Source organism: Streptomyces sp. NPDC028305 (assembly GCF_055569495.1).
Genome location: NZ_JBVHTN010000011.1, coordinates 191,622 through 216,773 on the forward strand (window position 1 = coordinate 191,622; position 25,152 = coordinate 216,773).

Annotated in this window: 22 protein-coding genes; 9 read left to right on the plus strand and 13 right to left on the minus strand. The window is 73.2% G+C overall.

Annotated features, from left to right (window positions below):
- Positions 1-151: 151 nt before the first annotated feature.
- Together ACZ4WQ_RS40670 and ACZ4WQ_RS40675 are read right to left on the minus strand one after the other, a co-directional pair.
- On the minus strand, positions 152-670 hold the full coding sequence (locus ACZ4WQ_RS40670) for a nitroreductase/quinone reductase family protein (protein ID WP_311726752.1): 519 nt from the start codon (positions 668-670) through the stop codon (positions 152-154).
- A complete protein-coding gene (locus tag ACZ4WQ_RS40675; RefSeq protein ID WP_398377503.1) occupies positions 670-2,004 on the minus strand; it encodes an acyl-CoA dehydrogenase family protein in 1,335 nt (444 codons plus the stop codon). The genes ACZ4WQ_RS40670 and ACZ4WQ_RS40675 overlap by 1 nt, the downstream gene beginning before the upstream one ends.
- 106 nt (positions 2,005-2,110) lie before the next feature.
- On the opposite strand from ACZ4WQ_RS40675, the gene ACZ4WQ_RS40680 reads away from it, so the two are divergent.
- Positions 2,111-3,292: a thiolase C-terminal domain-containing protein gene (locus tag ACZ4WQ_RS40680; RefSeq protein ID WP_311726750.1), complete on the plus strand. Its 1,182-nt coding sequence runs from the start codon at positions 2,111-2,113 to the stop codon at positions 3,290-3,292.
- Positions 3,293-3,377: 85 nt separating this feature from the next.
- Positions 3,378-4,079 (plus strand): pyridoxal 5'-phosphate synthase, encoded by a 702-nt coding sequence (locus ACZ4WQ_RS40685; protein ID WP_398377501.1) that lies wholly within the window; start codon positions 3,378-3,380, stop codon positions 4,077-4,079.
- Here the strand turns inward: ACZ4WQ_RS40685 and ACZ4WQ_RS40690 are convergent.
- On the minus strand, positions 4,016-4,534 hold the full coding sequence (locus ACZ4WQ_RS40690) for a Zn-ribbon domain-containing OB-fold protein (RefSeq protein ID WP_385349511.1): 519 nt from the start codon (positions 4,532-4,534) through the stop codon (positions 4,016-4,018). The two genes, ACZ4WQ_RS40685 and ACZ4WQ_RS40690, sit on opposite strands and share 64 nt — an antisense overlap.
- Entirely contained in the window at positions 4,531-4,983 is a 453-nt protein-coding gene (locus tag ACZ4WQ_RS40695) for a DoxX family protein (RefSeq protein ID WP_398377499.1), read from the minus strand. The genes ACZ4WQ_RS40690 and ACZ4WQ_RS40695 overlap by 4 nt, the downstream gene beginning before the upstream one ends.
- Before the next feature lie 171 nt (positions 4,984-5,154).
- On the opposite strand from ACZ4WQ_RS40695, the gene ACZ4WQ_RS40700 reads away from it, so the two are divergent.
- The 4 genes from ACZ4WQ_RS40700 to ACZ4WQ_RS40715 all read left to right on the plus strand — a co-directional run bounded on the left by ACZ4WQ_RS40700 (position 5,155) and on the right by ACZ4WQ_RS40715 (position 10,443).
- Complete coding sequence (locus ACZ4WQ_RS40700) at positions 5,155-6,309, plus strand: flavin-containing monooxygenase (RefSeq protein ID WP_398377497.1); 1,155 nt, start codon at positions 5,155-5,157, stop codon at positions 6,307-6,309.
- Positions 6,310-6,520: 211 nt separating this feature from the next.
- Positions 6,521-8,752, plus strand: a complete 2,232-nt coding sequence (locus tag ACZ4WQ_RS40705; RefSeq protein ID WP_398377496.1) for an acetate--CoA ligase family protein — start codon at positions 6,521-6,523, stop codon at positions 8,750-8,752.
- A gap of 82 nt (positions 8,753-8,834) precedes the next feature.
- Positions 8,835-9,707: an enoyl-CoA hydratase/isomerase family protein gene (locus tag ACZ4WQ_RS40710; RefSeq protein ID WP_398377493.1), complete on the plus strand. Its 873-nt coding sequence runs from the start codon at positions 8,835-8,837 to the stop codon at positions 9,705-9,707.
- A gap of 79 nt (positions 9,708-9,786) precedes the next feature.
- On the plus strand, positions 9,787-10,443 hold the full coding sequence (locus tag ACZ4WQ_RS40715; RefSeq protein WP_398377524.1) for a flavin reductase family protein: 657 nt from the start codon (positions 9,787-9,789) through the stop codon (positions 10,441-10,443).
- A gap of 46 nt (positions 10,444-10,489) precedes the next feature.
- Here the strand turns inward: ACZ4WQ_RS40715 and ACZ4WQ_RS40720 are convergent, their stop codons facing one another.
- The gene (locus ACZ4WQ_RS40720; RefSeq protein WP_398377491.1) at positions 10,490-11,230 is read right to left on the minus strand and encodes a class I SAM-dependent methyltransferase; all 741 of its coding nucleotides are present in this window, start codon (positions 11,228-11,230) and stop codon (positions 10,490-10,492) included.
- Between the two features lie 379 nt (positions 11,231-11,609).
- The gene (locus ACZ4WQ_RS40725; protein WP_398377489.1) at positions 11,610-12,929 is read right to left on the minus strand and encodes an MFS transporter; all 1,320 of its coding nucleotides are present in this window, start codon (positions 12,927-12,929) and stop codon (positions 11,610-11,612) included.
- 107 nt (positions 12,930-13,036) lie between these two features.
- Here ACZ4WQ_RS40725 and ACZ4WQ_RS40730 point away from each other — a divergent pair, with 107 nt between their 5' ends.
- On the plus strand, positions 13,037-14,158 hold the full coding sequence (locus ACZ4WQ_RS40730) for a GlxA family transcriptional regulator (RefSeq protein WP_385349561.1): 1,122 nt from the start codon (positions 13,037-13,039) through the stop codon (positions 14,156-14,158).
- Here ACZ4WQ_RS40730 and ACZ4WQ_RS40735 read toward each other — a convergent pair.
- The 4 genes from ACZ4WQ_RS40735 to ACZ4WQ_RS40750 all read right to left on the minus strand — a co-directional run bounded on the left by ACZ4WQ_RS40735 (position 14,080) and on the right by ACZ4WQ_RS40750 (position 18,884).
- Positions 14,080-15,129 (minus strand): Zn-dependent alcohol dehydrogenase, encoded by a 1,050-nt coding sequence (locus ACZ4WQ_RS40735; protein WP_398377488.1) that lies wholly within the window; start codon positions 15,127-15,129, stop codon positions 14,080-14,082. The genes ACZ4WQ_RS40730 and ACZ4WQ_RS40735 overlap by 79 nt on opposite strands.
- An 82-nt stretch (positions 15,130-15,211) precedes the next feature.
- Positions 15,212-16,729 carry an aldehyde dehydrogenase family protein gene (locus ACZ4WQ_RS40740; protein WP_398377486.1) on the minus strand — a complete coding sequence of 506 codons (1,518 nt, stop codon included), beginning with the start codon at positions 16,727-16,729 and terminating at the stop codon, positions 15,212-15,214.
- Entirely contained in the window at positions 16,726-17,931 is a 1,206-nt protein-coding gene (locus ACZ4WQ_RS40745) for an acyl-CoA dehydrogenase family protein (protein WP_398377485.1), read from the minus strand. Before ACZ4WQ_RS40745 ends, ACZ4WQ_RS40740 begins: the two co-directional genes overlap by 4 nt.
- A 41-nt stretch (positions 17,932-17,972) precedes the next feature.
- Complete coding sequence (locus ACZ4WQ_RS40750; RefSeq protein ID WP_311726737.1) at positions 17,973-18,884, minus strand: SDR family oxidoreductase; 912 nt, start codon at positions 18,882-18,884, stop codon at positions 17,973-17,975.
- Between the two features lie 122 nt (positions 18,885-19,006).
- Here ACZ4WQ_RS40750 and ACZ4WQ_RS40755 point away from each other — a divergent pair, with 122 nt between their 5' ends.
- Positions 19,007-19,933: a cyclase family protein gene (locus ACZ4WQ_RS40755; protein ID WP_358846604.1), complete on the plus strand. Its 927-nt coding sequence runs from the start codon at positions 19,007-19,009 to the stop codon at positions 19,931-19,933.
- 243 nt (positions 19,934-20,176) lie between these two features.
- Here ACZ4WQ_RS40755 and ACZ4WQ_RS40760 read toward each other — a convergent pair whose 3' ends face one another.
- The 3 genes from ACZ4WQ_RS40760 to ACZ4WQ_RS40770 all read right to left on the minus strand — a co-directional run bounded on the left by ACZ4WQ_RS40760 (position 20,177) and on the right by ACZ4WQ_RS40770 (position 23,429).
- Positions 20,177-20,740 (minus strand): ATP-binding protein, encoded by a 564-nt coding sequence (locus ACZ4WQ_RS40760; protein WP_385349540.1) that lies wholly within the window; start codon positions 20,738-20,740, stop codon positions 20,177-20,179.
- Between the two features lie 507 nt (positions 20,741-21,247).
- Positions 21,248-22,258, minus strand: a complete 1,011-nt coding sequence (locus tag ACZ4WQ_RS40765; protein ID WP_398377482.1) for an acyl-CoA dehydrogenase family protein — start codon at positions 22,256-22,258, stop codon at positions 21,248-21,250.
- A gap of 7 nt (positions 22,259-22,265) precedes the next feature.
- Positions 22,266-23,429, minus strand: a complete 1,164-nt coding sequence (locus ACZ4WQ_RS40770; RefSeq protein ID WP_311726733.1) for an acyl-CoA dehydrogenase family protein — start codon at positions 23,427-23,429, stop codon at positions 22,266-22,268.
- 134 nt (positions 23,430-23,563) lie between these two features.
- On the opposite strand from ACZ4WQ_RS40770, the gene ACZ4WQ_RS40775 reads away from it, so the two are divergent.
- On the plus strand, positions 23,564-25,132 hold the full coding sequence (locus tag ACZ4WQ_RS40775) for a class I adenylate-forming enzyme family protein (RefSeq protein ID WP_398377480.1): 1,569 nt from the start codon (positions 23,564-23,566) through the stop codon (positions 25,130-25,132).
- The last annotated feature ends 20 nt before the right edge of the window (positions 25,133-25,152 follow it).

The following is a 25,152-nucleotide window of genomic DNA, read 5'->3' on the forward strand; positions in this document are numbered from 1 at the left end:
CGCACGTCCTGTCACCCCCCACGGCGGACCGCACCCCCGACCACTCCTGGGCACCCTGCCCCTGTGCCCCACGCCGACGCGCGGGCCGTCTCCGGACGGCCCGCGCGTCGCTTCTTCGGGGGGCGCGCGACGCCCCGTCGCGCGCGTGCTGTCAGGCCCGACCGCGCGAATCGCGGTCCGGGGCCCGCTCCACCACCCGGAACAGCCGGATCTCGCGCTCCACCCGCGCCTGGTACTTCGCGTACGGCGGCCAGAAGCGGAGCGCCGCCGCCCACGCCGCCGCCCGCTCCTCGCCCGTCAACAGCCGCGCCCGCACCGCGATGTCGCGGCCCTTCCAGCTGATCTCGGCGTCCGGGTGGGCCAGCAGGTTCGCGGTCCACGCCGGGTGCCCCGGCCGGCCGAAGTTGCTGCCCACCAGAAGCCAGGTGCCGCCGTCCTCCGGCATGCAGGCCAGGGGGGTGCGGCGGGACAGGCCGCTTCGCGCGCCCGTCGTCGTCAGGACCACACCCGGCAGCATCTGCGCGCTCAGCAGCACCTTGCCGCGCGTCAGCCGGTGCACGGCGCGGTCGAGCGCCGGGATGATGTGCGGCGCGACCTTGGCGAAGGCCCGCCCCGACGAGACCTTCTGGACGAGCCGGGCCCCATAGCCCGTACGGGTGGCCGCCGCCATCACACCCTCACCGCCTTCCGGGCCCGGCGCCCGTCGGCACCCGCCCCCATGCCCGGCCTGCCCGCCGCGTCCGTCGCCGCGTCCGGTGCCGCGAACAGCCCCTCCCGCTCGGCCGCGCGCGTCCGCAGCCGGTGCGCCGGCCCGAAGAGCAGCTCGTCCGAGGCGGCCCGCTTGAAGTACAGGTGCACGTCGTGTTCCCAGGTGAAGCCGGTGCCGCCGTGCAGCTGCACCGCTTCGCCCGCGGCCGCGCGCTGCGCCTCCAGCGCCGTCGCGAGCGCGAGGCCGCTCGCGACGGCCGCTTCCGTCCCGTTCACCCCGTCGGCCGCCCACGCCGCGTAGTACGCCGCCGACCGCGCCGTCTCGACCTTCACATACACCTCCGCCAGTCGGTGTTTGACCGCCTGGAAGGACCCGACCGGCCGGCCGAACTGCTCCCGTACCCGCACATACTCGACCGTCCGCTCCAGCGCGGCGTGCGCCGCGCCCACCGCCTCGGCAGCGAGCGCGGCCGCCGCCGTGGTGCCCAGCCGCACCAGGGCACCCGCCACGTCCGCGCCGTCAGCCCCCTCAGCCCCTTGCGCGCCCAGCGGCTCGGCGGGCACGTCCCGCAGCTCGATCCGGCCCTGCGGCCGCGTCTCGTCGAGTGCGGTCAGCCTCGTCCGGGCCAGTCCGGGCGCCCCGGCCCGGACGAGGAACAGCAGCGTCCGGCCGCGCGTATAGCCGCCCGTGCGCGCGGCGACGAGCAACAGGCCCGCGCCGTGCCCGTCGAGGACCTGGTCCACCTGCCCGTAAAGCCGCCAGCCCCCGCCTCCACCTGGGCCCCCGCCCCCGCTTTCCCGCGCCTGGACGCCCCCCGCGCGCCCGCCGCCCGCCCAGCCTCCGCCGTCCCCGCCGTCCCCGCCTTCGCCGTCGTCCCCGTCCGTCAGGCCGAGCGCCCTGGTCAGCTCTCCGCCGGGCACGGCGAGCGCGGCCGTGAGCTCGCCGTCCGCGACGAGCGGCAGCAGTTCGGCGCGCTGCGCGCCCGTCCCGAGCCGGTCGACGAGGGGCGCGGCGAGCACCGCGGTGGCCGTCAGCGGCGACGGGAGCAGTGCGCGCCCCGCCTCCTCGCAGGCGAGGGCCAGCTCGGCGGGCCCGCAGCCGACGCCCCCGACGTCCCGGGGGAGGGCCAGGCCGGGCAGCCCGAGCCGCCGCGCGAGCAGCCGCCACAGCGACTCGTCGTGGCCGGGCGGGGTGCGCACCGCCGCCTTGACCTCGTCGGGGCCGCACCGCTCCCGCAGCAGTCTGCGCAGCGTACGGCGGATCTCGGCCTGTTCCTCGGTGAACGCGGTGTCCATCGGCACACACCTCCGCTACTGACGGACCGTCATATTAGGGACCGGGTGAACACTTTCCCAGCCCTCGCGCCCCACCCCCCATTGAATCTGATGTACCGTCAGATTTATGTCCTCAGCGAAGCGCGAGCGCGCCCGCAAGGTCGCCGTCGTCGGTGTCGCCCTCTCCGACTGCGGCCGCGTCGACGACGCGACCCCCTACGCCCTCCACGCCCAAGCCGCCCGCCGCGCCCTCGCCGACTCCGGCCTCGACCGGTCGGCCGTCGACGGCCTCGCGTCGGCCGGGCTCGGCACGCTGGCGCCCGTCGAGGTGGCCGAGTACCTGGGCCTGCGCCCCACCTGGACCGACTCGACGTCCGTCGGCGGCTCCACCTGGGAGGTGATGGCGGCCCACGCGGCGGACGCCATCGCCGCGGGCCACGCGCGCGCCGTCCTCCTCGTCTACGGCTCCACCGCCCGCGCCGACATCCGCGCGGGCCGCCGCACCTCCAACCTGTCCTTCGGGGCGCGCGGACCGCTCCAGTTCGAGGTCCCGTACGGGCACACGCTGGTCGCCAAGTACGCGATGGCCGCGCGCCGCCATATGCACCAGTACGGCACGACCCTCGAACAGCTCGCGGACATCGCCGTACAGGCGCGTGCCAACGCCGCGCACAACCCGGACGCGATGTTCCGCACCCCGATCACCGTGGACGAGGTGCTGAGCGGCCCGATGATCGCCGATCCCTTCACCAAGCTGCACTGCTGCATCCGCTCCGACGGCGGCTGCGCCGTACTGCTGGCGGGCGAGGAGTACGTTCGGGACACCGCGAAGCCTCCGGTGTGGGTGCTGGGCGCGGGCACCGCGATCTCGCACACCACGATGTCGGAGTGGGACGACTTCACTGTCTCCCCCGCGGCGGCCTCGGGGCGGCAGGCCTTCGAGCGGGCCGGGGTGCGGCCCTCGGAGATCGATGTGGCCGAGCTCTACGACGCGTTCACCTATATGACGCTGGTGACCCTGGAGGATCTGGGCTTCTGCGCCAAGGGCGAGGGCGGGGCGTTCGTGGGCAAGGGGCGGCTGACGCTTACGGGCGATCTGCCGACGAACACGGACGGCGGCGGGCTCTCCGCCTGCCACCCCGGTATGCGCGGGCTGTTCCTGCTGGTGGAGGCCGTGCGGCAGCTGCGCGGCGAGGCGGGTGGGCGGCAGGTCCGCAAGGCGAACGGGCGGTTGCCGGAGCTGGCCGTGGCGTCGGGGACGGGTGGTTGGTTCTGCTCGTCGGGGACGGTGGTGCTGGGGCGCGACTGAGGCGCGCGAGCTGCGCCGTGCGCTCGTCGCCGCCGCCCCCATGTCACCCTGCTCATCGGGAACGAGCGAGGAGGCACAGAGCCCGATGGGTGAAGTCGACGACGAGACCGCCGAGGAATTCCGCGCGCTGCTGCGCGGACTGCGGGTGCGGGACGGCGGCGAGCTGCCCGCCCTCGACCCGGCGACCGCGCCGGACGAGCCGCTTCCGCTGTTCCGGCGGTGGCTGCGCGAGGCCGCCGAGGCGGGCGTACCGGGCCCGCACACCATGACGCTGGCCACCGCCGACGCGGACGGCCGCCCCTCCCTGCGCACCGTCATGCTGCATGACGCCGACGCGCACGGCTGGCACTTCGGCACCCATCGCGCCAGCCGCAAGGGCCGGGAGCTGGCCGCCCGCCCGTACGCGGCCCTCGGGTTCCACTGGACGGCGCTGGGCCGGCAGGTGCGGATCGGCGGGCGGGTCACGGCGGCCGCCCCCGAGGAGAGCGCGGCGGATCTGCGCGGGCGCTCACCGGCGGCGCTGACGGCCGCGCTGGCCGGGGGCGGGCGGCAGAGCGAGGTCCTGGGCTCGTACGGCGAGCTGGAGCGGGCCTTCGAGGCGGCGCGGGAGCGGGTCGAGCGGGAGCCGGACGCCACGGCGCCGAGCTGGACGCTGTATGTACTGACCGCGGACGAGGTGGAGTTCTACCAGGAGGAGGAGCACCGTCGGCACGTACGGCTGCGCTACCGCCGCGCGGCCGGGGGAGACGAGGGCGGGGGCTGGCTGCGCGAGTTGCTGTGGCCCTGAGACGCGGGGGCGGGGCGGAAGACGGGGATCGCCGGGGCGCCCTCGGGTGAGGCGTCCCCGTCCGGTGCACGGAAGTCGACGCACAGCTCCATGCCCACGCGCAGATCGGGACCGGCGCACCCGACCACCTCGGTCATCATGCTCGGGCCCTCGGCGAGTTCGACCACGGCGGCGGTATAGGGGACACGGGCGCCGAACGGCGGGAGGTCGTTGCGGTGCACCACGGACCAGGTGTAGAGGGTCGCGCGGCCGCTCGCCCGCTCCCAGATGACGTTCTCGCTCCAGCACCGGGGGCAGAACTCGCGCGGGTAGTGATGGGCTTGCCCGCAGTCCGCGCAGCGGCGGATCAGCAGGTGCCCCCGCACGGCCGCGTCCCAGTAGGGGCGGGTGAAGGCGTCGATCTCCGGCAGGTCGAAGCGGGGCGCGCCCGCGGGGGGCACGGGGGGCGCGCTCACAGGAACAGCCCCCACGTCCCGTCCAGGGCCCAGGTCTGCCAGCTCATGCCGAGGAGGGCGACCAGGGAGATGAGCACCATCATGGAGTTCTGCCCCTGCTCTGCCCAGTCGTGGATCATGAGCACGAAGTAGAGCAGGTTCAGCAGGGCGCCGCCGATCAGCGCGATCGGGGTGAGGAAGCCGAGGACCAGGCCGAGGCCGATGGCCAGTTCGGCGTAGAGGACGACATACGCCATGAGCTTGGGGCGGGGCCCGACGACCGCGGCGAAGCCGCCGCGTACAAACGCCCAGCGGTGCTTGGCCGCCATGTCGGCCGCCCAGGCGATGCCGGTGCCGCGCCCGCACCAGGCCTTCTTGTCCTTGTGCCGCCAGCTCTCCAGCCACCACAGGCCGAGCCCGATGCGCAGCACGGCGAGCCATTCGGGCCCGCTGAGCCAGATCGTACGCATCGCTCTCCCCCTCTCCGTCCGTCCCGCCGGGGCATGTATCTGACGGTACGTCAGTTCAGCGGAGACGGACACGGCCGCGCAAGAGGTCGTGCGGCGGGCCGTGATCGATCCGCAACCGATTCGGAATAAATTTGTCGGAAACCTGTCAATTACATGGCTACGCTCACGCTCATGGCCGACACCTTCCCCGAGCACTCCTCACCTGTGTACGTGATCGGCGGCGGACCGGGCGGGCTCGCCGCCGCGGCCGCCCTGCGCGAACGCGGCATCCGCGCGGTGATCCTGGAGAAGTCGGACGCGGTCGCCGCCTCCTGGCGCGCCCACTACGACCGGCTGCATCTGCACACCACGCGCCGGCTGTCCGCCCTCCCCGGGCTCGCGATCCCGCGCGCGTACGGGCGCTGGGTCGCCCGGGACGACGTGGTGCGCTATCTGGAGCAGTACGTCGAGCACCACCGGCTGGAGATCGTCACGGGCGTGGAGGTCTCACGGATCGACCGGGCGCGGGACGGCGAGGGCTGGGTGCTGCGGGCCACCGGCGGGCGCGAGCCCTCCTCGCCCGTCGTGGTCGTGGCCACCGGCTACAACCACACCCCCCGGGTGCCCGACTGGCCGGGCCGGAAGACCTTCACCGGCGAGCTGCTGCACGCGAGCCGCTACCGCAACGCCCGCCCGTACCAGGGCCGGGACGTCCTGGTCGTCGGCATCGGCAACACGGGCGCCGAGATCGCGGTCGACCTCGTCGAGGGCGGCGCGGCGCGGGTGCGGCTGGCGGTGCGCACCGTGCCGCACATCCTGCGCCGCTCCACGGCGGGCTGGCCCGCACAGGCCACCGGCATCCTGGTGCGGCGGCTGCCGACCAGGCTGGTGGACCGGGCGGCGCGGACGATGAGCCGGCTCACCATGCCCGACCTGAGCGCGCAGGGGCTGCCATGGCCGGAGACCGGCCTCTACACGCGGGTCCGCCAAGGCGCGATCCCGGTGCAGGACGTCGGTCTCATCGACGCGGTCCAGGCGGGGAAGGTGGAGGTGGTGGCGGCGGTCGAGTCCTTCGAGGAGGACAAGGTGATACTGGCCGACGGCTCCCGGATCGGCCCGGACACCGTGGTCGCGGCGACCGGCTACCGGCGCGGCCTGGACGACCTCGTCGGGCACCTGGGCGTGCTCGACGAGCGCGGCCGACCGCTGACCCACGGCCCGCGCACCGCCCCTTCGGCCCCGGGCCTGCACTTCACGGGCTATACGAACCCGATCAGCGGCATGTTCCGCGAGCTCGCCCTCGACGCGCGCAAAATCGCCAGGGCCATCGACCGCACATCGGCGTGATATCGCCGCTTTCCCCGGCGTGACCTCCTGACCCACCGGGCACCATCACCTCACCGCACCTCGGGCGACCCTCGTCACCCTGCGTGTTGTCCCTGCACCCCCATTCCTGACTAGGCGTCAGTTCCGTTAATCTGAACCGCCGAGTAATCTGACTGGACGTCAGATATCTGGCTTGTCGCTTGTCGCCAACGAGCAGGAGTGGCGGATACCGATGCTTGGTTCGACTCACGGCACCCTCACCACCAACTCCCGTCACGCCCGCGTCGCCGCCTGCGGCCGGCCTCCCGGCCCCGCCGTCCATGTCCACGGCAGGACAGCGGCCGACGAGGACGTGGACGTCAGCGGCCGCCCGCTGCACTCCGCCGTCCCCGACCTGGACCGGTTCTTCCGCCCCGAGTCGGTGGCCGTCGTCGGCGCCTCCGACACCGAGGGCCGCCCCAACACCGGCATCACCCGCCAGCTGATCGCCTGGGCCGAGCGCGTCGGCGCCCGGCTGCACCCCGTACACCCCTCCCGTCCCGCCGTCTTCGGCCTGCCCTGCGTTCCGTCCGTGGCCGACCTGCCCGAACCGGTCGACCTCGCCGTCCTCCTCGTCCGCGATCCGCTCCCGCTCATGGAGGAACTCGCTTCGGCCAAGGTCAAATTCGCCGTCGCCTTCGCCTCCGGCTTCGCCGAGACCGGCGCCGAGGGTGCCGCCGCCCAGGCCCGGCTGTCCGCCGCCGCGCGGCGCGGCGGGCTGCGCCTGCTGGGCCCCAACACCAACCTCAACGCCTTCGAGGAGTTCCGCGAGGACCTGGAAGGCCCCGCGATCGCCCTCATCACCCAGTCCGGCCACCAGGGCCGCCCCGTCTTCACCCTCCAGGAGCTGGGCATCCGGCTCAGCCACTGGGCGCCCACCGGCAACGAGGCCGACCTGGAGACCGCCGACTTCATCTCCTACTTCGCCTCACGGCCCGAGGTCGGCGCCATCGCGATGTATGTGGAAGGGCTCAAGGACGGGCGCAGCTTTCTGCTGGCCGCCGACCACGCCGCCCGCGCCGGGGTGCCCGTCGTGGCCGTCAAGGTCGGCCGGACCGAGACCGGGGCCCGCACGGCCGCCTCCCACACCGGCAAGCTCACCGGCTCGGACGCGGTCGTGGACGCGGCCATGCGGCAGTTCGGCGTGATCCGGGTCGACGGCCTCGACGAGCTTCAGGACACGGCCGCGCTGCTCGCCCGCGCCCGGCCGCCGCTCGCCGAGGGCGTCGTGGTCTATTCGATCTCCGGGGGCACCGGCGCCCACTTCGCCGACCTCGCGACGGCCGCCGGGCTCCCGCTGCCCACGCTCGACGCGGAGAAGCAGGCCGAACTCCACCAGTGGATACCCGGCGAGCTCAGCGTCGCCAACCCGGTCGACAACGGCGGGCACCCCGTCGGCGACTGGCGCGGCCGGAAGATCATCGACGCCATCCTCGCCGACCCGTCCGTCGGCGTGCTGATCTGCCCGATCACCGGGCCTTTCCCGCCGATGAGCGACAAGCTGGCGCAGGATCTGGTGGACGCGGCGGAACACACGGACAAGCTGGTGTGCGTGGTGTGGGGCTCGCCGGTCGGCACCGAGCCCGCCTACCGCACCACCCTGCTCGGCTCCTCCCGCGTCGCCACCTTCCGGACCTTCGCCAACTGCATCACCGCCGTCCGCGCCTATCTGGAGCACCATCGCTTCACGGCGGGCTACCGCTCCCCCTTCGACGACGCCCCGCGCACCCCCTCCCCCTCGGCCCGCAAGGCCCAGGCGCTGCTGCGCCCGGGAGAGCAGCTGAGCGAGCACGCCGCGAAGCAGTTGCTGCGGGCGTACGGCATCCGGGTGCCGCGCGAGCATCTGGTGACCAGCGCGGCGGCGGCCGTGCGCGCCGCCGGCCTGGTCGGCTATCCGGTCGCCATGAAGGCCTCCGCGCCGCAGCTCGCCCACAAGACCGAACTGGGCCTGGTCAGGCTCGGGCTCACCTCCGCGAGCCAGGTCCGCGACACCTATCGCGACCTCACCGACATCGCCCGCTACGAAGGCGTCGAGCTGGACGGCGTGCTGGTCTGCCAGATGGTCGAGCGCGGTGTGGAGATGGTCGTCGGCGTCACCCACGACAGCCTCTTCGGGCCGACCGTCACGGTGGGCATCGGCGGTGTGCTCGTCGAGGTGCTGCGGGACACGGCCGTGCGCGTGCCGCCCTTCGGCGAGGACCAGGCGCGCGCGATGCTCACCGAGCTGCGCGGCCGCGCCCTGCTCGACGGCGTGCGCGGCCTGCCCCCCTGCGATGTGGACGCCCTGGTCGAGGTCGTCCTCCGCGTCCAGCGCATGGCCCTGGAACTCGGCGACGACCTGGCCGAACTCGACGTCAACCCGCTGATGGTGCTGCCCCGCGGCCAGGGCGCGGTGGCCCTCGACGCCCTGGCCGTGTGCCGCTGAGGCCCCCGGCCCACGCGCCCGGCCCTCGACTTCGACCTCTGCCCCAGCCTCTGCCTCTGCCTCAGCGCAAGGGAATTCCCCCATGACTTCCTCCCCCGAAGAATCACCTGAATCCGTTGTACGGCACGCCACTGACAACGGCGTGGTCCGGATCACTCTGAACCGCCCCGCCGCGCTGAACGCCATCACTCCTGACCAGCGCGAACGCCTGATCTCGCTGCTCGATGACGCCTCCGCCGACCCGGCGGTCGGGGCGGTCGTGCTCACCGCCACCGGCAAGGGCTTCTGCGCGGGCGCCGACCTGCGCGGCGGCCCACGGCCGGCCGCCGGGTCCGGCGCCGGGTCCGGGCCGGGGCCGGGGTCGGGGTCGGGGTCGGGCGGGGATGAGCGGGTCGCCGGCGATGTGGCCCGGCTGATCCGGCGCGGGGCGCAGCGGCTGATCACCGCCGTACTCGACTGCGAGAAGCCGGTCATCGCCGCCGTGAACGGGACCGCGGCCGGCCTCGGCGCCCATCTCGCCTTCGCCTGCGACCTGGTGCTCGCCGCCGAGTCGGCCCGGTTCATCGAGGTCTTCGTGCGCCGCGGTCTGGTCCCCGACGGCGGCGGCGCCTATCTCCTCCCCCGCCTCATCGGCCCGCAGCGGGCGAAGGAGCTGCTGTTCTTCGGCGACGCGCTGTCGGCCGCCGAGGCCGAGCGGATCGGCCTGGTCAACCGGGTCGTCCCGGACGGCGATCTGGCCAAGACCGCCCGCGAGTGGGCCGAGCGGCTGGCCGGCGGCCCCACCCGCGCCATCGCCCTCACCAAGCAGCTGGTGAACGGCTCGCTGGAGGCCGATCGTACGGCCGCGTTCGCCGCCGAGGCGGCGGCCCAGGAGATCAACATGACCACGGCGGACGCGAGGGAAGGCGTCCGCGCCTTCGCCGAGCGCCGCGCTCCCGAATACCGGGGCCGCTGAGGGGCGCCGAAGGCTCCCTCCGGGGCTTCACATCTGACGCAGCATCAGATTCAATGGAATCATGATGGGACACGCCGGGATGGCAGCCACCGCGGTCCGCTATCTGCGCTCGGTCGGCTCACCGACCACCGCCGCGCGCCCCGACGACCCCCTGCCGCGGGCCGCCCCGGCGCCGCCCCGCCCCGGCCGCCCCACGCTGCGCGCCGTCCGCGCGGACGAACGCCTTCCGCTGGACCCGGCGGAGTTCCGGCGAGTCCTGGGCCACTTCGCGAGCGGGGTCACGGTTGTCGCGGCGGTCGACGAGGAGGGCCCGGCCGGGTTCGCCTGCCAGTCCTTCTCCTCCCTCTCCCTCGACCCGCCGCTGATCGCCTTCATGGTCGCCCGTACCTCCACGACCTGGCCGCGCATCGCCCGCGCCGGGGTCTTCTGCGTCAACATCCTGGGGGCGGGCCAGGGCGAGCTGTGCCGCGGCTTCGCGGTCAGCGGCTCCCGGCGGCCGGACAAGTTCGCGGGCGTCGAGCACCGGCCGGCCCCGGTGACCGGCTCGCCCCGGCTCGTGGACGTCCCCGCCTGGATCGACTGCACGGTCCACGCCGTGCACACCGGCGGTGATCACCTGGTGGTCGTGGGCCGCGTCCGCGCCCTCGGCACGGACGACGCCGCCGCCCGGTCCGGCCCCCTCCTCTTCCACCGCGGCGCGTTCGCCTCACTGGCCCCGCTCGACCCGGACGCCTAGGTCGTGTCCGGCGAGGGGATGCCTTCACGTCTCGGCGCGGCGGAACTTACGGTTTGTGGGTCACCCAGAGCAGTTCCGCCGGCCAGCGGTGTGCCCAGTCGGGTGGGTCGGTTTCGTTGTAGCCGTTGGGTGTTCCGAGTTCGGGCCGCGGCTCGATGAGGTCGTCGATGATGAGACCCGCGCCGCGCAGGACCTTGACCCAGTCGCCGTACGTGAGCTGATAGCTGGTCGCGCCGTCGCCTTCGGCGATGGTGTTCAGCCCGAAGTAGTCCTGCTGCATCGTCGTGGTCACGCGTCTGGCGGCTTCGTCGTAGCAGGCTTCGAACCATGGGCTGGCGACGTTGAACACCAGGCGCCCGCCTCGGCCCAGGACGCGTGCGGCCTGCGGGACGGCCAGGTGCGGGGGCGCCCAGCTGAGCCCACCGAAGTCGCAGAACACCAGGTCGAAGCTGTCGGCGGCGAAGGGGAGTTGTTCGGCGGCGCCTTGCACCAGCGGGTAGCGGGCCGCTCCCATCGCGCGGGCCGCTGCGGCGAGTTGGGCTTCGGACAGGTCGAGCCCGACCACGGTGGCGCCCTCGGCGGCGAGCGCCCTGGACCACTGGCCGGCGCCGCAGCCGAGTTCGAGGACGCGCTTGCCGGTGACGTCGCCCAGGGCGTGCAGGTGCGCGTCGGGGATGGAGTACATGCCCCACAGCCGGGGTGTGGCGCCGATTTGCGGGTCGTGCTTGTGCTGGTAGGCGCTGCTGATCTGGTTCCAGAGCCGCCGGTTGGCGGGGATGCTGTCCACGTGCCGACTCCAGCACTGCCTGCCGGGGGCGGTCAACACGATGAGGGCACTGGCCGGCCCTCGCCTCGGTCCGGCCCTGGCTCGGCCCATGATCCGCCGGACGAGCCCCAGGCCCTGTCCGGGCGATCTTCTCGGGCCCGCGACGCCGGCTACGGCGCCCCCGGCTGCGTTGTCCGAGTCGCCCGCCACGCCGCGTCAGGGGGCACCTCCCGGCGGTAGCCGGGGGAGGCATATCGACCGCAGCGCCCAGTACGAGGGCCCGCGGCGGCAGCCGCCGGTGTCGCAGCCTCCGCCTTGCGATGCTCCCCCAGCCTTCGGCCGGGAGGCGCCCCCTCATCCGACGCCGCGGGCTGATCCTCAAAGATCGCCCGGACAGGACCTAGGCGGCGAGCGGGAGCTCCTCCCGCTCGCGCCGGATGACCAGGGCCATCAGCGCGGCCATCGCGCACAGCGCGCCCGCCCCGTACCAGACCACGTCGTACGACCCGAAGGTGTCCCGCGCCATTCCGCCGAGGAAGGCCACCACCCCCGCGCCCACCTGGTGCGAGGCCAGCACCCATCCGAAGACGATCGCGCTGTCCTCGCCGTAGTGCTCGCGGCACAGCGCGATGGTGGGCGGCACCGTCGCGACCCAGTCGAGCCCGTAGAAGACGATGAAGAAGATCATCGGCGGATGCACGGAGTCCGCCAGAAGCATCGGCAGGAACATCAGCGACAGCCCGCGCAGCGCGTAGTAGACGGCGAGCAGCCGCCGCGCGTCGAACCGGTCGGTGAACCAGCCGGAGGCCACCGTGCCCACGATGTCGAAGATCCCGATGACCGCGAGCAGGCTCGCGGCGGCCGTGACGGGCATGCCGTGGTCGTGCGCGGCGGGCACGAAGTGCGTCTTGACCAGGCCGTTGGTGGAGGCACCGCAGATCGCGAAGGTGCCGGCCAGCAGCCAGAACGGGCCGGTGCGCGCGGCCGAGAGCAGCGCGGTGACCGCCCGGCGGGCCGCGCCGCGCTGCGGGGCGGGCTTCGGGGCGGGCGGCCCCTCCGCCCCGTACGCGGCCAGGCCCACATCGGCCGGATGGTCGCGCAGCAGCAGCCACACGAAGGGCACCACGGCGAACGCGGCGACCGCCACCGTGACCGCGGCCGGGCGCCAGTGGTGGTGCTCCACGATCCACGACAGGGCGGGCAGGAACACCAGCTGTCCGGACGCGCCTCCGGCCGTGAGAATGCCGGTGACCAAGCCGCGCCGCTGGACGAACCAGCGGTTGGTGACCGTCGCGGCGAAGGCCAGCGCCATGGAGCCGCTGCCGAGCCCCACCAGGACGCCCCAGCACAGGACGAGCTGCCAGGCGGCGGTCATGAAGACCGTGAGTACGGCGCCCGTGGCGATCACCATCAGCGCACAGGCGACGACCTTGCGGATGCCGAAGCGGTCCATAAGGGCGGCGGCGAAGGGCGCGGTGAGCCCATAGAGGGCGAGATTCACGGACACCGCGAACCCGATCAGCCCGCGCGACCAGCCGAACTCCTCGTGCAGGGGCTCGATCAGCAGACCGGGCAGCGAGGCGAAACCGGCCGCGCCGATGATCGTCACAAAGGTGACGGCGGCGACCCACCACGCCCGGTGGATCCTCGGCCGCCGCCGGGGTGCGGCGGCCCGCTCGTCCTGGCCCGGAGTGCCTGGCAGTTCGGTTGTCTGTGTCACCGGATCAGCATCAATGCATCGGTCGGTCCTTACGAGTGGCCCGACGGACAGCATTCGTTAGGATCGGGCCATCGATATGCGCGCTGGAGGCCCGTATGCCCGAGACCATGGACGCCGCGAGGCCGCACCGCGTCGCCGTGCTGGTCCTGCCTGGGGTGATCCCCTTCGAGCTGGGCATCCCGTTCAGGATCTTCGGCAAGGCCCGCTCCGCCGAGGGCCGCCGCCTCTACGAGGTGTTCAGCTGCACGCCGGAGCCCGGCGAGGTGCCGACGGACGCCGACTTTCCGGTCGTCGTCGAGCGCGGCCCCGAGGCGCTGGCCGAAGCCGACACCATCGTCGTGCCCACCAGCTACGAGCTGGGACAGGCCTATACCGAGGGCACGCTTCCGCCGGCGCTCGCCGCCGCGCTGGTCCACGCCCGGCCCGGCGTCCGCTGGATGTCCATCTGCACCGGCGGCTATGTGCTCGCGGCCGCCGGGCTGCTCGACGGCCGCCCCGCCACCACCCACTGGCGCAGCGCCGCCCACTTCCAGGCCCTCTTCCCCTCCATCGCGGTCGACCCGGACGTGCTGTTCGTCGACGACGGCGACGTGCTCACCTCCGCGGGCGTCGCCTCGGGCATCGACCTGTGCCTGCACGTCGTACGGCGCGACTTCGGCGCGGCCGTCGCCAATGAGGTCGCGCGGCGCAGCCTGGTGCCGCCGTACCGCGACGGCGGCCAGGCTCAGTACATCGAGCGTCCGCTCCCCGAGCCGCAGCAGGCGACCACGACGGCGGCGCGCGCCTGGGCCCTGGGCCGCCTGGAACGCCCGATCTCGCTGCGCGAGCTGGCCGACCGGGAGGCGATGAGCGTACGGACGTTCACCCGCCGCTTCCGTGAGGAGGTCGGGATCAGCCCCGGGCAGTGGCTCGTCCAGCAGCGCGTGGAGCGGGCCAGGCACCTGCTGGAGGACACCGACCTCTCGGTGGACCAGGTGGCGCGGGACGCGGGCTTCGGCACGGCCGCGTCGATGCGACAGCACCTTCAGGCGGCGCTCGGCGTCTCCCCCACGGCCTACCGGCGCACCTTCCGCGCCCGCGACCGGCTCCGGCAGGAGGCCGTCGCCCCGCGGTGGGAGGTCGTCACCCCGCGTCGGCGAGACGCCGTCCCTCAGAACGTGAGCACGCCCCGGGCCACCCGGCCCGCCCGCGCGTCGTCGGCGGCCTTCGGGAAGTCCTCGACGGGGTAGGTGTGCGTGACCAGTTCGTCCAGCAGCAGCCGGCCCTGGCGGTAGAGGTCCGCGTACAGGGCTATGTCGCGCTGCGGCCGGGCTGAGCCGTAGCGGCAGCCCAGGATGGCCTTGTCCAGATACATGGAGGAGACGAGGAAGGACGCCTCGGCGTCGGCCGGCGGCACGCCCAGCAGCACCGCCTGGCCGTGCCGGTCGAGCAGGTCGACGGCCTCCCGGATGAGCCGGGTACTGCCGACGCACTCGAAGGCGTGGTCGGCGCCGGATGGCAGGACCCCCCGGGCCTCGGCCGCTGAGGCCACGAAGTGCGTGGCGCCGAACTGCCTGGCCAGCGGCTCCTTGGCGGGGTTGGAGTCGACGGCGACGATCGGCGCGGCCCCGGCAATCCGGGCGCCCTGAAGCACATTGAGCCCGATCCCGCCGGTGCCGATGACCACGACCGACTCGCCGCGGTCGACCCGGGCGCGGTTGAGCACGGCGCCGACGCCGGTGAGCACGCCGCAGCCGATGAGTGCCGCCGAGGTGAGCGGGATGTCTTTGGGGATCTTGACGGCCTGCACCGCCTTGACCAGGGTGCGCTCCGCGAAGGCGGAGTTCGAGGCGAAGTTGAACAGCGGCTCCCCGCCGCGGGTGAACGGCCGGTCGGGCCTGCCGATGGCCCTGCGGCACATGGTGGGGCGGCCACGGCCACAATCGGCGCAGGTCCCGCAGTTGGCGACGGTGGACAGGGCCACATGGTCGCCGGGGGCGACATGCGTGACCCCGGCGCCGACGGCCGCCACCGTGCCCGCGCCCTCGTGGCCGAGCACGACCGGGACGGGGAAGGGGATGGTGCCGTCGACGACCGACAGATCGCTGTGGCACAGGCCGGCGGCGGCGATGGCGACCAGCACCTCGCCGGGGCCGGGCGCCCGGATCTCCAGGTCGTCGACCACCCGCGGTTCGGTGCCGTCGAAGATGACGCCTCTCATCACCACTTCGCCACTTCCCTTTTCCGTATTTCCCGCATTTCCCGCATTTCCCGTCTTTTCCGTCCCACGTCTGTCCCTCTCCTCAGGAGGCCCAGACCACCGACTGGAGTTCGCTGTACGCGTGCAGGCCGAACGAGCCGCCGTCGCGGCCGACCCCGCTGTGCTTGAAGCCGCCGAACGGCGTCTCGGGGTGGCGCTGGGCGGTGTTGACGCCGACGTTGCCGCTGCGCAGGCGGGCGGCGAGGGCCCAGGCGCGGCCCGCGTCGGCGCTGAAGACGTAGTCGTACAGGCCGTACGGGGTGGAGTTGGCGATGCGGACCGCCTCGTCCTCGTCATCGAAGGGGAGGGCGACGACGACCGGGCCGAAGACCTCCTCCTGCGCCACGGTCATGTCGGGGGTCGCGTCGGTGATCAGGGTCGGGGCGACGTAGAAGCCGGGCTTGACGGCGGGGCGTTCGCCGCCCACCGCGATCCGGGCACCCTGGTCACGGGCGCCGGCGAGGTACGCCTCGACGCGGTCGCGCTGGGCCGCGGAGATCAGCGGGCCGACGATCGTGGAGTTATCCACAGGATCCCCGACGATCAGCGAACTCGCATACCGTGTGAGTGCGACGACGACCTGCTCGTACAGCGATCGATGGACGAGCACGCGGGTCGGCGCCGTGCAGATCTGCCCGCTGTGGAAAGACCAGGTCGAACCGACCGCCCCGACCGCCGACTTGATCACGGACTTGTCGGCGTCCCCAAGGACGATGGCCGCGCCCTTGCCCCCCAGCTCCATCAGGGTGCGCTTCATCGAGTGGCCTGCGGACTCGGCGATCTTCTTTCCCACGGCGGTGGAGCCGGTGAAGCTGACCATGTCGACGCCGGGGTGTGCCACGAGTGCCTCGCCCGCGGCAGCGCCCGATCCGGTGACGACATTGAAGACACCGTCCGGGAGCCCGGCCTCCTTCAGCAACGGGCCGAGTTCCAGACAGCACAGAGGGTCCTGCGGGGCCGGTTTGGCCACGACCGTATTCCCCATCGCCAGGGCGGGGGCGACCTTGCCCGCGAGGTTGGCGAGAGGGAAGTTGTAGGAGGTGATACAGCACACGACACCCACGGGGCGGCGGACCGCGGCCGCGCCGATGAGCCCGCCGGGGGCGAGGGGCGTGGCGGCCACGGGCACGGGCGCGAGCGGGACCGTGTCCGGTTCGAGGGCGCCCCGCGCATACCGGCGGAAGCGGTCGGCCGCCGGGGGCACCTGCATCGCCTTGGCGACGCGCATCGTCGCGCCCGTCTCCGCCTGGGCGAGCGGGGCCAGGTCCCGGGCGTGCTCGGCGATCAGGTCGGCGGCGCGGTCGAGCACGGCGGCGCGCTCACGGGGGGCGGTGCGCGCCCACCCCTCGTAGGCGTCCCGTGCCGCGCTCACGGCGGCGTCCACGTCGGCCGCGTCGGCCTCTGGGGCATGGCCGACGGTCCGCTCGGTGGCGGGGTTGATGACCGGGTAGTGCCCCTGCCCGGGCCGCCGTGGGCCGCCGCCGATCCAGTGCCCGTACACCGCCCGCCCGTCCGCCTCGTCCGTCGTCAACCCGTCCGTCTTCGGCCCGTCCGTCTTCATCCGCGTGAGTCCTTAGGGAGGTTGAGAACGCGCTCGGCGATGATGTTCCGCTGGATCTCGTCCGAGCCGCCGTAGATCGTGTCGGCCCGGGAGAAGAGAAAGAGGTGCTGTGCGTCGTCGAGTTCATACGGCCGCTCGGCGCTCCATGGCTCGGGGCCGAGCGCGGCCGCGGCGCCCCGCACCCGGACGGCCAGCTCGCCGAGCCGCTGGTGCCAGCCGCCCCACAGCAGCTTGGCGACGCTGGGCGCGCCGGGGCCCTGTGCCGAGCCCAGGGTCCGCAGCGCGTTCCAGCGCATGGTCTTCAGCTCGGCCCACTGCGCGATGAGACGGTCGCGCAGCACGGGGTCGGCGGCGGCGCCGGTGCGTAAGCCCATCCGCACCACCCGGTCGAGCTCCTGGGCGAAGCCGATCTGCTGGGCGAGGGTGGAGACGCCGCGCTCCAGGGCGAGCAGTCCCATGGCCACGCGCCAGCCGTGGCCGGCGCCGCCGACGAGGTGTTCCGCGCGCGCCACCGCGCCCTCGAAGAAGACCTCGTTGAACTCGGCGTCGCCGGTCAGCTGCCGGATCGGGCGCACCTCGACCCGTCCGGGCTGGTCCATCGGCACCAGAAGAAAGGAGAGACCGTGGTGGCGCCGTGAGCCTTCCTCGGTGCGCGCCAGGACGAAGCACCAGTCGGCTTCGCGGGCGAGGGAGGTCCAGATCTTCTGCCCGGTGACGCGGTAGGTGCCGTCGCCCGGGTCGCGGACGGCGCGGGTCCGCACCCCGGCGAGGTCCGATCCCGCGTCGGGCTCGCTGTAGCCCTGGCACCACAGCTCCTCGCCGCGTGCGACGGGCGGCAGAAAGCGGGCGCGCTGGGCGTCGTCGCCGTAGGCGAGCAGGGTGGGGGCGAGGAGGTTCTCGCCGATGTGGCCGAGCCGGGCGGGGGCCCCGGCGCGGGCGTACTCCTCGGCCCAGACGACCTGCTCGGTGAGGGTGGCGGGCCGGTTGCCGTAGGTGCCGTGGGTCCGGTCCCAGCCGAGCCCGATCCAGCCGCCGGCGCCGACCTCCCGCTCCCAGGCGCGGTGCGCTCCCTCCCCACCGTGGCCGACGCCGGGCCGCGGCTGTCCGCCGAGACCGGTGTGCGCGCCGGTGAAGTGCTCGTCCAGCCAGTCGCGGGCCCGGGTGCGAAAGCGTTCGTCCTCCGGTCCGAAAGCGAAGTCCACGGCTCCTCCCGTCTCCCGTCCCGCGTGGCCGCGGGGTCGGGTCACGCGTTGGGGCGTTGTCCCGCGGCCGCCGCCTTGGCCATGGCGTCGAGCCGCGCGAGCATCGGCATGGGGTCGGTGCCGACCGTGCCCGGGAGGAAGTCGGCGATCTTCTCCGGGGTCCAGGCGCCTTCGGCGTATCCCGCGCGCAACTCCCGTGGCTGGGCCCAGACCGCGATCTTGGGTCCGGCGATCGTGTAGACCTGCCCGGTGATCTTCTCTTCCCTGGCACGGTCGCTCAGCAGATAGACCACCAGGGCCGCCACGTCCTCCGGCTCGCCGATCTCCTTGAGCTCCATGGGCACATTGGCGGACATGCGCGTCCGGGCGACCGGGGCCACGCAGTTGGCGGTCACCCCGTACTTGTGGAGGCCGAGCGCTGCGCTGCGCACCAGGGAGATGATCCCGCCCTTGGCGGAGGCGTAGTTGGCCTGCGCGACGCTGCCCTGGTGGTTGCCGCTGGTGAAGCCGATCAGGGTCCCGGAGCCCTGTTTGCGCATCACCGCGGAGGCCGCGCGGAAGACCGTGAAGGTGCCCTTGAGGTGGGTGGCGACGACCGGGTCCCACTCCTCCTCGGTCATGTTGAAGAGCATCCGCTCGCGCAGGATCCCGGCGATGCACACCACGCCGTCGAGCCGCCCGTAGCGTTCGAGCGCGGTGTCCACGATCCGCTGCCCGCCCGCCATGGTCGAGACGTCGTCGGCGACGGCTACCGCCGTTCCGCCCGCCGCCTCGATCTCCTTGACCGCGGCCTCGGCGACCTCGCTGCTGGGTTCGCCGCCCTCGATCGACACCCCGTAGTCGTTGACGACGACCTGGGCTCCCTCGGCCGCGCAGGCCAGTGCCACGGCCCGGCCGATGCCCCGCCCGGCCCCGGTGACGGCGACCACCTTGCCGCCCAAGAAGTTGCCCACGTCGCGTCCCCTCCCGCAGTATCTGACGGTCCGTTAGATTTTTGAGCAGACGCGGCGCGAGTACAAGCCCCCGAGCGGAAACCCGCCGGGAAGCCGCCAGGAAGCCGAACCGAGGAGGTTCCATGGCCCTGCCGCCCGAATTCCACGACATCGCCAGGCGCGTCAACAACTGGGGCCGCTGGGGCGAGGCGGACGAGATCGGCACGCTCAACCTGATCACCGACGAGGTGGTCAGGGGCGCCGCGGCGGACATACGCAGCGGCCGCCGCGTCCCGCTCGCGCTGCCGCTCCAGCAGGACGGGGTGCAGACCGGAGTGATCCCGGGCCGGGTCAACCCCCTGCACACCATGGTCGCCGTCAACCTGGAGATCTTCGGCCCGGACACCGTGGCCACCAGCGACGACGCCGTGACGATGGGCCTACAGGCGGGCACCCACTGGGACGGGCTGACCCATGTCTCGCACTCGGGCCGGATCTACAACGGCCGCCCCGCCGCCTCCGTCACCGCCCACGGCCGCGCCGCCTTCAGCGGCATCGAGAAGGCGCGCCACATCGTCTCGCGCGGGGTGCTCCTCGATGTCGCCCGCGCCCGAGGGTTCGACCGGCTGCCCGAGGGGCATGCCGTCACCCCCGAGGACCTGGAGGCCGCGGAGGAGTTGGCGAAGACCACTGTCCGACCCGGTGATATCGCCCTGGTGCGCACCGGCCAGATCCAGCGCTATCTCGCGGGCGAGAAGGAGGCGTACGCCTTTCCGTCACCCGGCCTGTCCCTCCGCGCCCCCGAGTGGTTCCACGCCCGGGACGTGGCCGCGGTCGCCAACGACACCCTCACCTTCGAGATCTTCCCCCCGGAGATAGAGAACCTGTGGATGCCGGTCCACGCGCTCGATCTCGTCGAAATGGGCATGCAGCAGGGCCAGAACTGGAATCTGGAGGAGCTGTCGGAGGCCTGCGCCGAGGAGGGGCGCTACGCATTTCTGCTGTCGGCCATGCCCGAGCCGTTCGTCGGCGGGGCGGGCAGCCCCGTCGCACCCGTGGCGGTCCTATAGCCTCGCGAGGCGCGGCCCCGCGAGGCGAGGGCGGGTCTGTCGGGCGGCGGCGCGCTCATGCGCACCCCGAGCACGGCATCGCGCACCGCCGCCCGGCTCCGGCGCAGATGCCCTGTCACGCGCCGGGCAGCGACCCGCACTCGCCAAGGAACCACCCCATGAGCACACGGCCCACAGGGAACTCAGAGCCCTCGACGTCCCCTCGCAACGAATCGCCGATCCTAGAGTGATCACACCGCCACATCACGTCAACACCTGGTCTGGACTTTGCCGACTACGCCCGATTTGTGATGGCGCATGAGGACCCGCACGCCCCATCAGGACCGGCTCCTCATGAGTTCCGGGCGCCCCATGGCCCCCACGGACGCCCCGGTCCACCTCGCACCAGATGCGCTTGCCCGCGCCCTCCGGATGCCAGCCCCACCGGTCCGCCAGACCGTCGACCAGCTCCAGACCGCGCCCGTTGGTGGCGCCCTCGTCCGCGCACCGCCGCCGCGGCCCCCGGCCGCTGGAGTCGGCGACCTCGACCCGGACCGTGCCGGAGCCCGGCCCCGGCCCGTCGAGGCCGCCCGCGCCGGGCCCGCCGCCGTCGCCCTGCGCGGGGAAGAGCATGCGCAGCACCGCCGGACAGCCCGTGTGCACCACGGCGTTGGTCACGAGTTCCGAAATCAGCAGGATCAGCGTCTCGGCGAGCGGCTCGTCCACCCCTATCCCGGACCCGGCGAGCCGTGAGCGCGCCCACCTACGGGCCCGGCTCACCTCCGCGGGGTCGGGCCTGACCTCCATCTGCATCTGAAGCACCTGCACCGCTCACACCATCCGAACTGGCGGACACATCGCCTCGTACCTCCAAGAGGTCACGGAACGTGACTCTCCCCCAGCTACCGCTGGGAGGTGCCCCCTCCCGGCTACCGCCGGGAGGTACCCCCTTGCGAGACAGCATGGTTGACGTACAGTCACCCCAACAAGCGCTTCGGTCATATTCCAGCGCCAAGGAGTATGCGTGCGGCATACTGTGCGACGCGCGCCGCGGGGAGTCGAACACCGGGGCGCCGATTGGGTGCACCCCGCGCGAGCGGGGCACATTGGCGTGCCCGGAGTCGCCCCACGGGCCACGCCGGGATCGCTGCACCCCAAATCCGCTCGCACGCAACGGAGAGTACCCGAGGGCGGGCCCGACTCCGCCCTGTGACGAGTCACACCTAGGAAACAACCCGGTATCAACGCTCGGTCACCTCGAAGACCCTGGGGATTTCCCCAGCAATCACGACACCTGAACAATTCAGGCGTTTCCACGAAGTCGGGTCACAAACCTCATACACGGGGGCGCAACAGCCCGGCCGCGAGCCCCTCCTCGGCCTCGGCGGCCGTCTGCCACTGCCCGGCCCTGACCCAGGCCCGCTTGAGATGCAGATGCACATCGGCCTCCCAGGTGAAGCCCATCCCGCCGTGGACCTGGAGACAGTCCCGCGCGTTACGGACGGCGGCCTCGTCGGCCAGCAGCTTGGCGGCGGCCACATCATCCGCGTCTTCTGTGACGGCTGCGGCGTAAACCATGCTTCTGGCTGTTTCCGCGCGCACCAGCATCCCGGCGCACAGATGCTGTACGGCCTGGAAGGTGCCGATCGCCCGGCCGAACTGGAAGCGCTCCCCGGCGTGGCGTACGGCCATCTCGACCGTACGGGCCGCGCTGCCGAGCTGGAGGGCGGCGGTCAGCAGCACCGCCTCACGCCTGAGCCGGGCGGCCGCGGTCGGCGGCCCGCCCCCGGAACAGCCTCCCGGATCCAGGCGGTGCAGGCGGTCCAGGCGGTGCAGCGGCGTCGCCGGGTCCACGGACCGTATCGGCCGCGCGGAGCGCGCAAGTCCGGCCGCGGGCAGAACGCCGACGCGCCGGTCGCCCTCGTCGTCGCCGATCACCAACACGGCATCCGCCGACGCCAAGTGCTCGACCAGGGGCCCCGCCGCGCCAGGCTCAGCGCCCCGCGCCGCGTCCAGCGCCGTGACCACGGCCCGGCCCTCGGCCGCCCCCTCCACCACCGCGGCCGCCAGATGCGTGGCGACCAGCGGCCCCGGCAGCAGCGCCCGGCCCGCCTCCTCGAAGACCAGCGCCGCCTCCGGCAGGCTGAGCCCCACCCCGCCGTCCGCCTCCGCCAACCGCAGCGCGAAGAACCCGGCCCCGCCCAGCTCCCGCCACAGCGCCCGGTCCACCGCGGGCTCGCCGCCGTCCACCACCGCCCGCAGCCGCTCCCGCGGAAACCGCCCTTCCAGCAGCTCGCGGACGCCCGCCCGCAGCGCCCGCTGGTCGTCCGTGAGCCGGAAGTCCACGGCCGACTCACCGTCCCTTCGGCAGGCCGAGGATGCGCTCGGCGACGATGTTGTGCTGGATCTGGGAGGTGCCCGCCGCGATGGTGTACGAGAGCGACGACAGCCGGTCCGCCACCCACGCGTGCCCGGCGTCCAGCGCCCCGGCCCCCAGCACCTCGGCGGCCGCGTCGTAAAGCTCCTGCCGCACCTGCGAGTAGCGCAGCTTGAAGACGGAGCCGCCGGTCCCGGGCACCCCGCCGGTGCGCTGCGCCTCGCTCACGTTCCACTGGGTGAGCCGCCACAGCGCGGCGAACTCGGCCGCCAGCCGCCCCAGCCTGCGCCGCAGCACCGGGTCGTCCCACCGCCCGTTGGCCCTCGCTTCGCGCGCCAGGGCCTCCAGCACCCGGCGGCAGGCGACCACCTCCCCCACGAACGCCGTGCCGCGCTCGAAGGAGAGGGTCACCATCGTCACGCGCCAGCCGTCGTTCTCCGCCCCGATCCGGTTGGCGACCGGCACCCGCACCTCGTCCAGGAACACCTCGGCGAACTCCGCGGTCCCGGCGAGCGTGCGCAGCGGCCGCACGGTGACCCCCGGCGCGTCCATCGGCATCGCCAGCCAGGAGATCCCGCGATGTTTGGGCGCCTCGTCGCCGACAGGTGCGGTGCGGACCAGCAGCTCGCACCAGTCGGCGACCTCGGCGTGCGAGGTCCAGATCTTGCTGCCGGTAACGACATAGGAGTCACCGTCCCGCGCCGCCCTGGTGCGCAGCGAGGCCAGGTCGGATCCGGCCTCCGGCTCCGAGAAGCCCTGACACCAGACCTCGTCCCCGCGCAGGATCGGCGGCAGCCAGCGCGCCCGCTGCCCCGGGTCGCCCTCGGCGGCGATGGTGGGGCCCGCGTGCAGCAGCCCGACGAAATTGGCGCCCACATAGGGCGCTCCGGCCCGTTCGGTCTCCTCCAGGAAGATCAGATGCTGAGTCGGGGTCGCCCCCTGGCCGCCGGCGTCCTCGGGCCAGTGCAGCCCGGCGTAGCCCGCGTCGTACAGCATGCGCTGCCAGCCGCAGTCGTAGACGCGGCGGCCGGGCCAGTCGGCCGGGTCCGGCGGGTCCGGCAGCTTCGGCAGGACGTCCGCCAGCCAAGCGCGCAGCCGCCGCCGGAACTCCTCCTCCGGCTCCGTGTAGTCGAGGTCCATCCCCGTCCCCTCGCCGGGCAGATCTGACGCTTCGTCAGATAAATCACAAGGCTAGCCCCGCGGACTCTGGACCGACAAGGCGCCGGGCTCTACGCTTCCCGCACAATCTGACTAGCCGTCAGTTGGAGGTCCGTATGACCGACACCGCGCAGGCACTCGGCACATCGGCGACGCTGTGGGAGCTGGTCGAGCGGCGCGCCGCGCTCACCCCCGACGCCCCCGCGCTGCTCCAGGCCGCCGCCTCCGCCCGCGACGACCGGCGGATGACCTTCCGCGCGCTGCGCACCCGCGCGGAACGCACCGCGGCCGGGCTGTACGACATGGGCGTGCGCCCCGGCGACCGCGTCGCCTGGCAGCTGCCCACCCGCATCGAAACGGTCGTCCTGGCCCTCGCCCTGGCCCGGCTCGGCGCCGTACAGACCCCGCTCATCCCCTTCTACCGCGACCGGGAGGTCGGCTTCGCGCTGCGCGCCTCCGGCGCCCGCTTCCTCGCCGTCCCCGGTCACTGGCGCGGCTTCGACCACACCGCGATGGCCCACCGCCTCGCCGCGCGGCTGCCCGAACCACCCCGGGTCTTCGAGACGTACGACACCCTCCCCGAGGCCGACCCGCTCGCCGTGCCACTGCCCCCGCCGCCCGCCGACGGGACCGCCGTCCGCTGGATCTACTGGACCTCCGGCACCACCTCCGAGCCCAAGGGCGTGCTGCACACCGACCGCAGCCTCATCGCCGCCGGCGCCTGCCTGGCCCACGCGCTGCGGCTGCGCCCGGACGACATCGGCTCCATGGCCTTTCCGTACGCCCATGTGGCCGGGCCCGACTACACCGTGATGCTGCTGCTGTACGGCTTCCCTGCCGTGCTGTTCGAGCACTTCGCGCTGCCCGGCTCGCTCGCCGCCTACCGGCGGCACAAGGTCACGGTCGCGGGCGGCAGCACCGCCTTCTACTCGATGTTCCTGGCCGAACAGCGCAAGGACCCCGCCCACAAGCTCATCCCCACCCTGCGGCTGCTGGCCGGCGGCGGCGCCCCCAAACCGCCCGAGCTGTACCACGAGGTCGTCCGCGAGCTGGGCTGCCAGCTCACCCACGGCTACGGCATGACCGAAGTCCCGATGATCACCATGGGCGCGCCGGACGACACCCCGCACCACCTCGCGACCACCGAAGGACGGCCGCCCGCGGACATGGAGATCCGCATCGTGGACGGGGACGGAAAAACGCTGCCCATAGGGGCGGACGGTGAGGTGCGGCTGCGCGGCGAGGCCGTCTGCGCCGGATATCTGGACGAGGCCCAGACCCGTGAGGCGTTCGACGCCGACGGCTTCCTCATCACCGGAGACCTCGGGCACCTCACCGAGGAGGGACATCTCGTCCTCACCGGCCGCGCCAAGGACGTCATCATCCGCAAGGGCGAGAACATCTCCGCCAAAGAGGTCGAGCAACTGCTCTACCAGCACCCCGGGATCGGCGACGTGGCGGTGATCGGGCTGCCGGACGCGGTCCGCGGCGAGCTGGTGTGCGCGGTCGTCGAACAGCCCGCCGACGCGGAACCGCTCACCCTTGAGGGCGCGGTCTCGTATCTGCGTGCCCAAGGGCTGTCCCCGCACAAGCTGCCCGAGCGCCTCGAAGTGGTCGACGCGCTGCCGCGCAACGACACGCTCCGCAAGGTGCTCAAGTACAAGCTGCGGGAGCGGTTCGGCTAGAAGGCCGGCCAGGTGGCGGG